At 59.3% G+C, this 13,833-nt stretch carries 11 protein-coding genes; 9 read left to right on the plus strand and 2 right to left on the minus strand.

The features are described 5' to 3' along the window. Window positions 1-26: 26 nt before the first annotated feature. The 9 genes from ACYZTL_RS12395 to ACYZTL_RS12435 all read left to right on the plus strand — a co-directional run bounded on the left by ACYZTL_RS12395 (window position 27) and on the right by ACYZTL_RS12435 (window position 12,251). On the plus strand, window positions 27-1,592 hold the full coding sequence (locus ACYZTL_RS12395; RefSeq protein WP_461952025.1) for a Fic family protein: 1,566 nt from the start codon (window positions 27-29) through the stop codon (window positions 1,590-1,592). Between the two features lie 326 nt (window positions 1,593-1,918). Next, window positions 1,919-2,797 (plus strand): 50S ribosomal protein L11 methyltransferase, encoded by an 879-nt coding sequence (prmA, locus tag ACYZTL_RS12400; protein ID WP_461952026.1) that lies wholly within the window; start codon window positions 1,919-1,921, stop codon window positions 2,795-2,797. A gap of 30 nt (window positions 2,798-2,827) precedes the next feature. Beyond that, window positions 2,828-4,054: a DUF3426 domain-containing protein gene (locus ACYZTL_RS12405; RefSeq protein WP_461952027.1), complete on the plus strand. Its 1,227-nt coding sequence runs from the start codon at window positions 2,828-2,830 to the stop codon at window positions 4,052-4,054. 185 nt (window positions 4,055-4,239) lie between these two features. Beyond that, window positions 4,240-5,250: a tRNA dihydrouridine synthase DusB gene (dusB, locus tag ACYZTL_RS12410; RefSeq protein WP_010463890.1), complete on the plus strand. Its 1,011-nt coding sequence runs from the start codon at window positions 4,240-4,242 to the stop codon at window positions 5,248-5,250. After that, on the plus strand, window positions 5,247-5,567 hold the full coding sequence (fis, locus tag ACYZTL_RS12415; protein WP_007907419.1) for a DNA-binding transcriptional regulator Fis: 321 nt from the start codon (window positions 5,247-5,249) through the stop codon (window positions 5,565-5,567). Before dusB ends, fis begins: the two co-directional genes overlap by 4 nt. Before the next feature lie 81 nt (window positions 5,568-5,648). Further along, window positions 5,649-7,256, plus strand: a complete 1,608-nt coding sequence (gene purH / locus ACYZTL_RS12420; RefSeq protein WP_461952028.1) for a bifunctional phosphoribosylaminoimidazolecarboxamide formyltransferase/IMP cyclohydrolase — start codon at window positions 5,649-5,651, stop codon at window positions 7,254-7,256. A gap of 162 nt (window positions 7,257-7,418) precedes the next feature. Then, complete coding sequence (gene purD / locus ACYZTL_RS12425; protein WP_253435791.1) at window positions 7,419-8,714, plus strand: phosphoribosylamine--glycine ligase; 1,296 nt, start codon at window positions 7,419-7,421, stop codon at window positions 8,712-8,714. Between the two features lie 99 nt (window positions 8,715-8,813). Beyond that, a complete protein-coding gene (locus tag ACYZTL_RS12430) occupies window positions 8,814-11,591 on the plus strand; it encodes a hybrid sensor histidine kinase/response regulator (RefSeq protein ID WP_461952029.1) in 2,778 nt (925 codons plus the stop codon). Window positions 11,592-11,654: 63 nt separating this feature from the next. Beyond that, a complete protein-coding gene (locus ACYZTL_RS12435) occupies window positions 11,655-12,251 on the plus strand; it encodes a MarC family protein (RefSeq protein WP_052965854.1) in 597 nt (198 codons plus the stop codon). On the opposite strand, the gene ACYZTL_RS12440 is transcribed toward ACYZTL_RS12435, so the two are convergent. Both ACYZTL_RS12440 and ACYZTL_RS12445 read right to left on the minus strand, forming a co-directional pair. After that, window positions 12,220-12,978: a hypothetical protein gene (locus ACYZTL_RS12440; RefSeq protein ID WP_461952030.1), complete on the minus strand. Its 759-nt coding sequence runs from the start codon at window positions 12,976-12,978 to the stop codon at window positions 12,220-12,222. The genes ACYZTL_RS12435 and ACYZTL_RS12440 overlap by 32 nt on opposite strands. A 66-nt stretch (window positions 12,979-13,044) precedes the next feature. Beyond that, window positions 13,045-13,815 (minus strand): hypothetical protein, encoded by a 771-nt coding sequence (locus ACYZTL_RS12445; RefSeq protein ID WP_461952031.1) that lies wholly within the window; start codon window positions 13,813-13,815, stop codon window positions 13,045-13,047. Window positions 13,816-13,833: the final 18 nt, after the last annotated feature.

A 13,833-nucleotide genomic window follows, 5' to 3' on the forward strand; every position in this document is an offset into this window, starting at 1 on the left:
GCAACGCCGACGAACAGAGCCCGCCCATGCCTGAAAAGCTACCCATCAATCTCAACGACCTCCTGCGCCAGCGAACAGTCGAGGGCGAGCGGATCGAATACAAAACGGGCTGGAACCCTGACCCAATCATTCGCACGCTCTGCGCCTTCGCCAACGACTTTGAAAACCTGGGCGGTGGTTATGTGGTGATTGGGCAGGATTGCGATCCCAACGGTCAGCCAATCTTTCCACCGCAAGGCCTTGCCGATCAGGAGCTCGACAGGATTCAGCTCGAACTGCTGGCGGCTTGCCAATCCATACAGCCAGCCTACTTTCCCGTGCTGAGCGTGGAAAAGTTCGAAGGTCGCAAGCTGATCGTACTGTGGGCACCGGGCGGGCAAAATCGCCCGTATAAAGCCCCGGCAGCGGTGACAGCCAAACATCGGAGCCTGCATTACTACATCCGCCGCTACAGCAGCACAGTGGAAGCCAAGGGCGAAACCGAACAGGAGCTCTTGAGTCTTGCTGCCAAGGTACCTTTCGATGATCGCTTCCATCTGGGAGCCCGTGTCATCGACCTGTCCAAACCACTGATGCAAAACTTCCTGCAAGAGATTGGCAGCGCCCTCGCAGAAGATGCTGACAACCTGTCTATCGAAGCACTGGGCCGACAAATGAACGTCGTGGGTGGCCCGGTCGAATCGCCGTGGCCCAAGAATGTGGGCTTGATGCTCTTCAGCAACACGCCAGAACAATTCTTTCCCGGTACGCAAATTGACGTGCTGTGGTTTTCCGAAGGTCCTGGTGGCGACCGCTTTGACGAAAAAATCTTTAAAGGCCCTCTGGCAAACATGACTCGCGAGGCTCTGGCCTACATCCAGCGTAACTACTTGCATCAAACGGTTATCAAACACCCAGACCGGGCCGAGGCAACAAGGATCTGGAACTTCCCTTACGCGGCGATTGAAGAGGCGTTGGTCAACGCCGTGTATCACCGCTCCTATGAGGAGCGCGAACCGATCGAGGTCCGCATCAGCCAGGAAGAGCTGGTGATTTTGAGCTTCCCGGGCCCCGACCGCTCAATCCGCATGGAAGATCTGCGAGCCGGTCGCGCCGTGAGCCGCCGCTACCGTAACCGACGAATTGGGGAGTTCTTGAAAGAACTGGACCTGACCGAAGGCCGCTCTACCGGGATCCCAAAAATTCTCAAGGTCATGGCTGCCAATGGTTCGCCCGCGCCGCTATTTGAAACCGACGACGAGCGGATTTCGTATGTCGTGCGACTGCCCGCACACCTCCAATCGCAGAGTTCTGATGCAACGACCGGGGAAGTCACCATGGAAGTCACCATGGAAGTCACCATGGAAGTCACCATGGAAGTCGCTTCGCTGCTGAAGGTCATTGATGGCGACATGAGCAGGCAAGAACTTCAGACCTCCATGAACCTGAAAAACGCCGACCACTTCCGCAAGGCTTACATATTGCCGGCTATCGCTGCCGGAACCCTTGAAATGACGCTACCCGAACAACCCAACAGCCGCCTGCAACGCTATCGTCTGACGAACAAAGGTCTGCAATGGCTCAAAGCCAATAATGCAAGGGATCGGAATTAAGATGTGAGCAGATCAAAAAAACCGCTTTCGAGAGGCTTTGTTGTTTCTGGAGATTGCTGAACACAAAACCCTTGTGGCGAGGGAGCTTGCTCCCGCTCGGTTGCGCAGAAACCGCAAAACCATTCAACAAGGTTGTATCAGACAGATCCGACTCTGCCATTTTGGGACCGCTTCGCGCTCCAGCGGGAGCAAGCTCCCTCGCCACAGGTTACTCGTTCACTTGCGAACCCTGTCTACCCGGTCGTCTTCTGCCGCGCGCTCGCGTAAACTTGCGCGCTTCTCGCAGCCCGCTAGGCTGCAATCAATATTTTTCAAAGGTGCCCGCCATGCCTTGGCTGCAAGTCCGTCTCGCCATCAGCCCAGAACAAGCCGAAACCTACGAAGACGCGTTCCTTGAAGTGGGCGCCGTGTCGGTGACCTTCATGGACGCCGAAGATCAGCCGATCTTCGAGCCGGAACTCAACACCACCCCGCTGTGGTCGCACACGCACCTGCTGGCCCTGTTCGAAGGTGGCACCGAAGCCGCCACCGTGCTGGCGCATCTGGAACTGCTGACCGGCAGCCCGCTGCCCGAGCATCACAGCGAAGTCATCGAAGACCAGGACTGGGAACGCAGCTGGATGGACGGCTTCCAGCCGATGCGTTTCGGCCAGCGCCTGTGGATCGTGCCGAGCTGGCACGCCGCGCCTGAACCGGACGCCGTAAACCTGCTGCTCGATCCGGGCCTCGCATTCGGCACCGGCACGCACCCGACCACCGCGCTATGCCTGGAATGGCTCGACGGTCAGGACCTGAAAGACTGCAACGTGCTGGATTTCGGTTGCGGCTCGGGGATTCTGGCGATTGCCGCCCTGCTGCTGGGTGCCAAGGAAGCCGTCGGCACCGACATCGACGTGCAGGCGCTGGAAGCCTCGCGTGACAACGCCGGGCGCAACAACATCGCCGAAGCGCTTTTCCCGCTGTATCTGCCGGAGGACCTGCCGCAGGTTCAGGCCGACGTGCTGGTGGCCAACATCCTCGCCGGCCCGCTGGTGTCCCTGGCGCCGCAGCTGTCCAGCCTGGTCAAGCCGGGTGGTCGCCTGGCACTGTCGGGCATTCTTGCCGAACAAGGCGAAGAGGTTGCCAAAGCCTACGCCCAGGACTTCGATCTGGACCCGATCGCCAATCGCGATGGCTGGGTGCGCATCACTGGCCGTCGGCGCTAGAATGAGCGCCTGCATAATCCGGATCGCCGCATGACCGACAGCTTCGTCACTCAGTGCCCGCATTGCCAAACCAGCTTCCGCGTCAGCCATGCTCAGTTGAGCGTGGCCCGTGGAGTGGTTCGTTGCGGCTCGTGCCTGCAAGTGTTCAACGCCGCCAAGCAGTTGCTTGAGCAGGCAGGCAAGGAAGCGGTCACGCCGGTTGCCCCGGCCATCATCGAGCCCCCGGAGCCGAAACTGCGGGCCATCAGCCAGAAGCAGTGGTCTGCCGCTGAACTCGACCTGGACAGCCTGGACCTGGACGAAGAACTCGCCCGGCTCGAACAACGGGAAATCCAGCCGACCACCGAGTTCGGCCGCCACCGCGAAGACACCCTGAGCGCCCGTCGGGACACCAACGAACACGACGAAGAGCCCTGGTCCGACAGCCTGTTCAGTGAATCGGCTGCCGATCGCGCCGAAGCGGCCGAAGCCACGATCACGCCAGAACCGACCTTCGAGCCGAGCAGCCCCTCGCGCACCGAACCCTCGCTGTCCCTGGAACCGGTGGAACTGGACGACGAACCTCCACAGCTGCGCCTGAACGATCCACTCGACGCCCCGCTTCATCACGAACGCCTGTCGGCGGCCGATACCATTGACGAGCTCGACGACGACCTGCCTTCGATCGAACCCTTGCGCAAGCGTCGCGAACGCAGCGAACCGGCCGTGCGCGCCGAGGTGCTGCAAGACCTGACCGACGACCCGCTGCAACTCGATTGGCAGAAACGCCGATCACCCTGGGGCCGCCGGTTTTTCTGGTTGCTGCTGATTCTGCTCGGTGCCGGCGCTCTCGTCGGCCAGTACGTCGCCTACCACTTCGATGAACTGGCGCGCCAGGATCAGTACCGTCCGTGGTTTCAACAACTGTGCCCGCAAATCGGCTGCACCGTGCCGTCCAAAGTCGACATCGCGAAAATCAAGAGCAGCAACCTGGTGGTGCGCAGCCATCCGGATTTCAATGGCGCGCTGGTGGTCGACGCGATCATCTACAACCGTGCGCCGTTCTCCCAGCCGTTCCCGCTGCTGGAGTTGCGCTTTGCCGACCTCAACGGCCATCTGATCGCCAGCCGTCGCTTCAAGCCCGGCGAGTACCTCAACGGCGATCTCGAAGGCATGGCGGAAATGCCGCCGCAAACGCCGATCCACATCGCCCTGGATATTCTCGACCCAGGCGCCAAAGCCGTGAACTACAGCCTGAGCTTCCACTCGCCCGAGTGAAACGGTTCAGTGTTACGCGTTTGACGGCACATTTCTGGCAGCGACCGCTCATACCGAACTGCTGGCGATAACAGAATAACTGTTCAGATTTTGTTCAATTCAGCCTTTATCCAGTCATCGAGAGCGGGTATCATGCCAACCCTTTTTCGAACTCTCATGATCCGGCCCCACAACTGGAAAGTCCTATGTCGGCGGTACGCATCGGCCCATACACATTGCACAACGGCTTGATTCTCGCCCCTATGGCGGGTGTCACCGACCAACCCTTTCGTCAGCTGTGCAAGCGACTGGGCGCAGGACTTGTAGTCTCGGAAATGGTCACCAGCGACATGAGTTTGTGGAACACCCGCAAATCGCGCATGCGCATGATCCACGAAGGCGATCCCGAGCCACGCTCGGTGCAGATCGCCGGTGGTGATGCGCAGATGCTGGCGGATGCGGCCCGGGCCAACGTCGAACTGGGCGCACAGATTATTGACATCAACATGGGCTGTCCGGCGAAGAAGGTCTGCAACAAGGCTGCCGGTTCCGCGCTGTTGAAGGATGAAGCATTGGTGACCGAGATCCTGCAGGCCGTGGTGGCTGCGGTTGATGTGCCGGTCACCCTGAAGATCCGTACCGGCTGGGACCGGGACAACAAGAACGGTCTGACGGTGGCGAAGATCGCCGAGCAGGCAGGCATTACGGCGTTGGCGGTCCATGGCCGCACCCGTGCCGATCTGTACACCGGTGAAGCCGAGTACGACACCATTGCCGCGATCAAGCAGGCGGTGTCGATGCCGGTCTTCGCCAATGGCGACATTGATTCGCCGGAGAAGGCCCGGTACGTGCTCGACGCGACCGGTGCCGATGGATTGCTGGTTGGACGGGCTGCCCAGGGGCGGCCATGGATTTTTCGCGAGATCGACCATTTCCTGCGTACCGGCGAGAAACTCCCGGCGCTGGAACTGATCGAGGTGGAACGCATTCTGCTAGAGCATCTGGCTGCACTGCACGTCTTCTATGGAGACGTCATGGGTGTCCGGATCGCTCGAAAGCATGTGGGCTGGTATCTCGCAACCTTGCCGGGCGCCAGGGAGTTTCGCGCCCACTTCAATCGTTTGGAAGATACGGAAGCACAATGCGCCAACGTTCAGGGCTTCTTCGCCGAACGTTACAAGAGCCTGACAGGGGACGGAGAAGGGGTGGCCGCATGACGATGATGACCGAGACTTTAGTGAGTGGAACAACACCCGTGAGCGACAACGTGAATTTGAAACAGCACCTCAATACGCCGAGCGAAGAAGGTCAGACCCTTCGCGGGAGTGTCGAGAAGGCGCTGCACAATTATTTCGCCCACCTTGAGGGCGCTGCCGTCACGGATGTGTACAACCTGGTGCTCTCCGAAGTCGAGGCGCCCCTGCTCGAGTGCGTGATGAACTACGTCAAGGGCAACCAGACCAAAGCCAGCGAGCTGCTCGGACTGAACCGAGGCACCCTGCGCAAAAAACTCAAGCAGTACGATTTGCTGTAAGCATTCAATCAAACCAGAAAGGCGCCCGCGTAAAAACGGTCGCCTTTTTTGCTGACTCCTTTGCTTTTGATGGAAATTGAAATGACCGACCAGACTACCCGCCTGCCGATCCGCCGCGCATTGATCAGCGTCTCCGACAAGACCGGGATCCTCGAATTCGCCAAAGAGCTTGAAGCCCTGGGCGTCGAGATCCTCTCCACCGGCGGAACGTTCAAGCTGCTGTGCGACAACGGCGTTGCCGCAGTGGAAGTCGCGGATTACACCGGTTTCGCAGAAATGATGGACGGTCGGGTGAAAACCCTGCACCCGAAAATCCACGGCGGGATCCTTGGTCGTCGCGGTATCGACGACGCCATCATGAACGAGCACGGCATCAAGCCGATCGATCTGGTTGCGGTCAACCTGTACCCGTTCGAAGCCACCATCAACAAGCCAGGCTGCGACCTGCCGACCGCTATCGAAAACATCGACATCGGCGGCCCGACCATGGTCCGTTCCGCCGCCAAGAACCACAAAGACGTGGCCATCGTGGTGAATGCCAGCGACTACGCCAGTGTTCTTGAAGGCCTCAAGGCCGGCGGCCTGACCTACGCTCAGCGTTTCGACCTGATGCTCAAGGCGTTCGAACACACCGCCGCCTACGACGGCATGATCGCCAACTACATGGGCACCGTGAACCAGGCCGTTGACACCCTCAGCACCGAAGGTCGCAGCGAATTCCCGCGCACCTTCAACAGCCAGTTCATCAAGGCTCAGGAAATGCGCTACGGCGAGAACCCGCACCAGAGCGCGGCGTTCTACGTGGAAGCCAAGCCTGCCGAAGTCGGCATCGCCACCGCGACCCAACTGCAAGGCAAAGAGCTGTCCTACAACAACGTGGCTGATACCGACGCCGCGCTGGAATGCGTGAAGAGCTTCGTCAAACCGGCCTGCGTGATCGTCAAGCACGCCAACCCGTGCGGCGTTGCCGTGAGCCCGGACGCCGAAGGCGGCATCCGTCAGGCTTACGAACTGGCCTACGCTACCGACACCGAATCGGCGTTCGGCGGCATCATCGCGTTCAACCGCGAGCTGGATGCTGAAACCGCCAAGGCCATCGTCGAGCGTCAGTTCGTCGAAGTGATCATCGCCCCAAGCGTCAGCGAAGAAGCCCGCGCCATCGTCGCGGCTAAAGCCAACGTGCGCCTGCTGGCCTGCGGCGAATGGTCGGCTGACCGCGCCGCTGCCTGGGACTACAAACGCGTCAACGGCGGTTTGCTGGTGCAGAGCCGCGACATCGGCATGATCGGCGCCGATGACCTGAAAGTCGTGACCAAGCGTGCACCGACCGAACAGGAAATCAACGACCTGATCTTCGCCTGGAAAGTCGCCAAGTACGTCAAGTCCAACGCCATCGTCTACGCCAAGAACCGCCAGACCATCGGTGTCGGCGCCGGCCAGATGAGCCGCGTGAACTCTGCTCGTATCGCCGCGATCAAGGCTGAGCATGCCGGCTTGCAGGTGCAGGGTGCGGTCATGGCATCGGACGCATTCTTCCCGTTCCGCGACGGCATCGACAACGCGGCCAAGGTCGGCATCACGGCAGTGATCCAGCCGGGCGGCTCGATGCGTGATAACGAAGTGATTGCTGCGGCTGATGAAGCCGGCATCGCCATGGTCTTCACCGGCATGCGCCACTTCCGTCACTAACTGAACCGCTTTCCCCTGTAGGAGCGAGCTTGCTCGCGATGAACGAAAAGGCGCCGCGTTGTTCCAGAGACCCCGCGCTATCGTTAACCATCATCGCGAGCAAGCTCGCTCCTACAGAGAAACAATGCGTTTCCCAGATTTGCGTCATCCGAGGTTTTTGAAATGAATGTTTTGATCATTGGCAGCGGTGGCCGTGAACACGCCCTGGCCTGGAAAGTGGCTCAGGATCCGCGCGTACAGAAGGTTTTCGTGGCACCGGGCAATGCCGGCACCGCCATTGAAGCCAAGTGCGAGAACGTCGCTATCGACGTGCTGGCCCTCGAACAGCTGGCCGACTTCGCCGAGAAGAACGTTTCCCTGACCATCGTCGGCCCGGAAGTACCACTGGTGGCTGGCGTCGTTGATCTGTTCCGCTCCCGTGGCCTGGACTGTTTCGGACCGACCGCGGGCGCTGCCCAGCTGGAAGGTTCGAAAGCGTTCACCAAGGATTTCCTGGCACGTCACAAGATTCCGACCGCCGACTACCAGAACTTCACCGAGATCGAGCCAGCGCTGGCTTATCTGCGTGAAAAAGGCGCACCGATCGTGATCAAGGCCGATGGCCTGGCCGCCGGTAAAGGCGTGATCGTTGCCATGACACTGGCCGAAGCCGAAGACGCCGTGCGCGACATGCTCGCAGGCAACGCCTTCGGCGACGCCGGTTCGCGTGTGGTCATCGAAGAGTTCCTGGACGGCGAAGAAGCCAGCTTCATCGTCATGGTCGACGGCAAGAACGTACTGCCGATGGCCACCAGCCAGGACCACAAACGCGTCGGCGACGGCGACACCGGTCCGAACACCGGTGGCATGGGTGCTTACTCCCCGGCACCAGTCGTCACCAGCGAAGTGCACAAGCGCGTCATGGATCTGGTGATCTGGCCAACCGTGCGCGGCATGGCCGAAGAAGGCAACGTTTACACAGGTTTCCTCTATGCTGGTTTGATGATCGACAAGGCTGGTAACCCAAAAGTCATCGAATTCAACTGCCGTTTCGGCGACCCTGAGACCCAACCGGTTATGCTGCGTTTGCAGTCGAGTCTGGTGTTGCTGGTCGAAGCCGCCCTGGCGCAAGCCCTGGACAAGGTCGAAGCGCAATGGGATCCACGTCCGAGCGTCGGCATAGTGCTAGCGGCAGGTGGTTACCCTGGCGACTACGCTAAAGGCGTGGCCATCAACGGTCTGGATGCAGCAGCCGCGCTGGAAGGCAAAGTCTTCCACGCCGGTACTGCGCTCAAGGACGATCAAGTGGTGACGGCCGGTGGTCGGGTGCTCTGCGCCACCGCCATGGGCGCCAGCGTCGATGCTGCCCAGCAGCAGGCTTACAAGCTGGCGGCGAAGATTGACTGGGAAGGCTGTTTCTATCGTAAGGACATTGGCTACCGCGCCATTGCCCGCGAGCGTGGCGAAAATCAGGAATAATCGATCCATTCGGTCGGGCAAGGGTTTCAGCCCCTTGCCGGACTATTCCGGCGCCGCGCATAGTTATATTTTGGCATCAACCTACGAAGGGATTTCGCCGTGCGCTGGCTCAGGATTGCCATAGGTTTCACTGTCACCTTGCTGACTTTGCTCTGCATGCTCCCGGCCCAGGCCGCGCAAGGCAGTGGTTGGGCGGTATTGCTCGACGAACAGGGCGACCTGCAGCTGAGCGACATCCGTTCCGCTCGCTACACCAACCAATTCAGCCCCACCGAACTCGAACGCCTCACCGCGGCCGGGCCCGGCGGTGCGCTCTGGGTGCGCTTCAGGCTGGCACCTGGCAAGCACGAGCAGTTACTGCGGGTGTTTGCGCCCGACCTGTCGCACCTCAATCTTTATGTGCTGGACGGCGACAAGCTGATCGATCAGTTGAACACCGGCACCGAACAGCCTCAGGGTGAACGGCCATTACCCAACAGCGACTTCATGTTGCCGTTGCCGCAAAGCGACAACCCCCTCGATGTTTACCTGCGCCTGGTTTCCGAACACCAGATGCGGCCTTACGTCACCCTGCAATCAGCAATCATGACCGCGGCCAATCAGACTCAGACGTTGATTTACGGCCTGCTGTTCGGCTGCATCGGCATGCTGGTCCTGCACAACCTGATTCGATACGCCTACACCCGGTCGCGCAGCAGCCTGTGGCTGGCGGGTTGTGAAGCGTTGTTGATGTTCAGCCTGGCGCTGCTGCTGAACCTCGCGGGACCGTGGTTACCGGACTGGCACGCGGTGCAAACACCGGGCGCCTACCTCGCCTTGCTGCTGACCGCACCGTGCGGGCTGATGCTTGCCTACCGCTTCTTCGCCCCGCTCGGCCCGCATCCGCTGAACAAACTGCTGCTCGGCGAAATCCTGCTCATCACCGTCTGCGGCCTGTTGCTGCTGTTCGTCAATACGCTGCCGCTGAACATCATCACCTATACGCTGGTCGCCCTGGCGGGCCTGACGATGTTGTTTGTCAGCGCCTGGCACTGGCAAAAAGGCTATCGCCCGGCGCGGCTGTTCGTGGCATCCATGGTGGTGTTCAACGTCGGCACGCTGATCATCCTGCCGGCCCTGCTGGGGCTGACGCTGATTGAACCGCAAGACCTGATCATCGCCCTCCTGGTATTCATCTGCATCAGCGGCCTGTTGATGAGTATTGCCCTCAGTGAACGCCAGCGCAGCATCACCGAAGACCGTTTCAGTGTCAGCCGCGACCTCGCCGCCAGCAACGCCGAGATCAACGCCAAGGCCGAATTCCTGGCGAAGATCAGCCACGAAATCCGCACCCCGATGAATGGCGTACTCGGCATGACCGAGCTGCTGCTGGGTACGCCGCTGTCGGTCAAGCAGCGCGACTACGTGCAAACCATCCACAGTGCCGGCAACGAACTGCTGACCCTGATCAACGAGATTCTCGACATCTCCAAACTCGAATCCGGGCAGATCGAACTGGATGATGTGCAGTTCGATCTCAATGCGCTGATCGAAGATTGCCTGAGCATCTTCCGCGCCAAGGCCGAACAGCAGAACGTCGAACTGATCAGCTTTATCCAGCCGCAAGTGCCGCGGGTCATCAGCGGCGACCCGACACGCCTGCGCCAGACCCTGTTGAGCCTGCTGGAAAACGCCCTGAAGAAAACCGACGAAGGCGAGATCCTGATCGTCGTCGCCCTCGATGAGCGTAGCGCCAAACCGCGCCTGCGCATCGCCGTGCAGGACAGTGGCGAGCCAATGGACGCCGAAGAACGCGACGCGCTGATGCACGCCGAACTGCACAGCAAGAACTTCCTCTCGGCGACCCGGCTGGGCGGCAACCTCGGGCTGGTGATTGCCCGCCAGCTGATTCGTTTGATGCAAGGCGAATTCGGCGTCAAGAGCGGCGCCAACCAGGGCAGCACCTTGTGGCTGACCCTGCCTCTGGACCCTGACCGCCTCGAACACCCGACCTCCGACCTCGATGGCCCGCTGCAAGGTGCACGAGTGCTGGTGGTGGACGACAACGACACCTGCCGCAAAGTGCTGGTGCAACAGTGCAGCGCCTGGGGGCTGAATGTCAGTGCCGTCCCGTCCGGCAAGGAAGCGTTGGCACTGCTGCGTACCAAGGCGCACCTGCGCGATTACTTCGACGTGGTCCTGCTGGACCAGAACATGCCCGGCATGACCGGCATGCAACTGGCGGCCAAGATCAAGGAAGACCCGAGCCTTAACCACGACATCCTGCTGATCATGCTCACCGGCATCAGCAATGCGCCGAGCAAGATCATCGCGCGCAATTCCGGGATCAAGCGCATCCTCGCCAAACCGGTTGCCGGCTACACCCTCAAGACCACGCTGGCGGATGAACTGAACCAGCGCAACAAGGGCCTCGCCGTTTCGCCGCACCTGCCCACGGGCCCGACCCTGCCGGTCAAGGTGCCCAGCGATTTCCGCATTCTGGTCGCCGAAGACAACAGCATCTCGACCAAGGTCATTCGCGGCATGCTGGGCAAACTCAACCTGCAACCGGACACCGCCAGCAATGGCGAAGAGGCCTTGCAGGCAATGAAAGCTCAGCATTACGACCTGGTATTGATGGATTGCGAAATGCCGATCCTCGACGGTTTCTCGGCCACCCAGCAATTGCGCGCCTGGGAAGTCGGCAACCAGCGGATTCGCACCCCTGTCGTGGCGTTGACCGCGCATATCCTCGCCGAACATAAAGAGCGTGCGCGTCAGGCCGGCATGGACGGGCACATGGCCAAACCGGTCGAGCTGTCGCAGTTGCGCGAACTGATCGAGCATTGGGTAGCCCAGCGCGATCAGCAGAACCGGGCGACAGCTCAAACGTCCTGACCGACAGACCCGACGACGCCTGATAGACTCCCCCACGACTTCCCTCGCCAGTGAGCTTGCACCATGCTCCATGTGTTGTTCAGCGTTTACCTGAAGATGCTGGTGCTCTACAGCCCCTTCTTCGTGTTGTCCTGCTTCATCAGCCTGACCCGCGGTTATTCACGCAAGGAACAACGTCGTCTGGCGTGGAAAGTGGCGACTGCCACACTGGTGTCCAGCGTCTTGCTGTACCTGTTCGGGCGGGTCATTTTCAACGTGTTCGGCATCACCGTGGACGCGTTCCGCATCGGCGCCGGCAGCGTGCTGTTCATCTCGGCGCTGGGCATGGCCCAAGGCAAATCAGCGGTCCAGACTGACAACGTGCAGCAGGACGTCACCATCGTGCCACTGACCATCCCCCTGACCGTCGGCCCCGGCACCATCGGCGCGTTGCTGGTGATGGGTGTGAGCCAGCCGCACTGGGACGACAAACTCACCGCCATCCTCAGCATCGCCCTGGCCAGTTTCACGGTGGGTGTAGTGCTGTATCTGTCGAGCCGCATCGAACGCATTCTCGGTGACCAGGGTTTGCAGATTGTCAGCCGGTTGATGGGGTTGTTTGTGTGTGCACTGGCGGCACAGATCATTTTCACTGGGGTGAAGGGTTATCTGGTGCCATAACGGCGCCACAGGCCCAATGCTCCTTTGACAACCCGGGCGAAGGTCGGACAGCCAACAACTGATGCTCACCTACAAAAGTAACAAGTTGCTTTCTGCTGCGGGCGAAAGCCCTGGCTGCCAGCTCGAACGAGTGATGCTTCACCGTTACCGTTGAAGTGAAGCTACTCGTCGAAAATGTCTGCTGCAGCCATTGTTCTCCCACGCTTTGGGTCGTTTCGAATTCCAGGTAAAACACATCGATGCAAGCGTTCCGTGTGCTCAAGGCAAGCAAAAGGTGCACGGTAAAGCGTCGCTCTTCGCCACCGTCCGGCAACTTGACTGTACGTTCACTGACATGCCTTTCCTGAAGACGTATCCGTATGGGCGAATCAATCGGAAGACGGGCCAATGAAGCAAGGGCTTCGCCTGCCAGTTCACGATGATCTTGAAACACCGCGCTTGCCATGACCTGGGTAATCACATCATTAAGCGTGACGCTGGGTTGGTGCTCAAACGAAGGCTGCAACAATTGCTCGCGCCTGAGCGTCCAGGCGCAACGCTCAAGGGCATTGAGAAAAGAACTGTGCCATTGGGAAGAGTCGGAGATGTCCGGAAACTTGCTCGACGCCATTAATCGCGAGGCGAGCAACGAGTACAAAATGTCGCACTTCATTGGGGCGTCCAACTGGACCGATAACACATTTAGCAAACCGGAATCGATAAACGATTCCTGACGACAACTATCCATGTCTCACCTTGAAAATCCGAAAACCAAAAAAACGAGAACTTCGAAATCCGAAGTTCTCGCCACTATTTACAGCGGGGTTTTAAAGTATTCCAGTCGACTCCTGTCGACCTCGGCTTGAACAATATCCTTGACTACATTGTACGCTCGCCGATTCAAGGTGCGACGGGTAGCGGCGCTGTACAGTTTGATGTCTTCTTTCCGAAACTTGAAAAACAATATCTTGGTAAGAATATCGCTGGACTCCATTTGCATGGCACACGCAATCATTGTTGGTCGACCGCCCAGCGAAATACAGGGAACAATCTGAAAGTTTGCGGCTTTGTTCCTTTTACTTTTCAGTTCCACCAACTTTATTGCGCCTTCATTTTTTTCCAGGGAATTGAAGGCTGAAGAAATCAACGGCAGGATCTTCAGTTTATCTGCACCGGCGACCAGCGCGATAATCTGCAGCGCTGCCTCATCCATGGTGAAGTCCAGCTCCTGGCTGATGTACTCTTTATAAGGGTCGTTAACGGTCGGCCAACCGCAATTGGTCAAGGCTTTGCTGTATTCGCCATACCACTCGCGACGCTGGGTTTCGCGATGAAACAGTTTGTCGGCACGGATTTCCGCATACAGAATGGTGTCGTCGAATGCCTCACGATCCTCCTCCGACAACGCTTCATCGTAAGCAGCGACGGTTGACCCCAGCACGGCAGCGGGTTCAACCCCGTCTTGCAGGGAAGCAGTGTTTACAAGTGCCATGCGCGCCAACTTCATCGGCGCTTGGGACATCCCAAAGTAATCCAACTGCGCCGCATAATCGAAAGTTGCATCCATAGATTTTGTTTCAGTCATTTTACTCACTACCTTGTT

The sequence above is a fragment of the Pseudomonas sp. LB3P81 genome, from assembly GCF_054897965.1.

Excerpts from the sequence above, each read along its gene's own strand:
- prmA (WP_461952026.1), top strand. The coding sequence starts at position 1,919 with ATGCCTTGGCTGCAAGTCCGTCTCGCCATCAGCCCAGAACAAGCCGAA.
- purD (WP_253435791.1), top strand. The coding sequence starts at position 7,419 with ATGAATGTTTTGATCATTGGCAGCGGTGGCCGTGAACACGCCCTGGCC.
- fis (WP_007907419.1), top strand. The coding sequence starts at position 5,247 with ATGACGATGATGACCGAGACTTTAGTGAGTGGAACAACACCCGTGAGC.
- ACYZTL_RS12405 (WP_461952027.1), top strand. The coding sequence starts at position 2,828 with ATGACCGACAGCTTCGTCACTCAGTGCCCGCATTGCCAAACCAGCTTC.
- ACYZTL_RS12445 (WP_461952031.1), bottom strand. The coding sequence starts at position 13,815 with ATGACTGAAACAAAATCTATGGATGCAACTTTCGATTATGCGGCGCAG.
- ACYZTL_RS12440 (WP_461952030.1), bottom strand. The coding sequence starts at position 12,978 with ATGGATAGTTGTCGTCAGGAATCGTTTATCGATTCCGGTTTGCTAAAT.
- purH (WP_461952028.1), top strand. The coding sequence starts at position 5,649 with ATGACCGACCAGACTACCCGCCTGCCGATCCGCCGCGCATTGATCAGC.
- ACYZTL_RS12395 (WP_461952025.1), top strand. The coding sequence starts at position 27 with ATGCCTGAAAAGCTACCCATCAATCTCAACGACCTCCTGCGCCAGCGA.
- ACYZTL_RS12435 (WP_052965854.1), top strand. The coding sequence starts at position 11,655 with ATGCTCCATGTGTTGTTCAGCGTTTACCTGAAGATGCTGGTGCTCTAC.
- dusB (WP_010463890.1), top strand. The coding sequence starts at position 4,240 with ATGTCGGCGGTACGCATCGGCCCATACACATTGCACAACGGCTTGATT.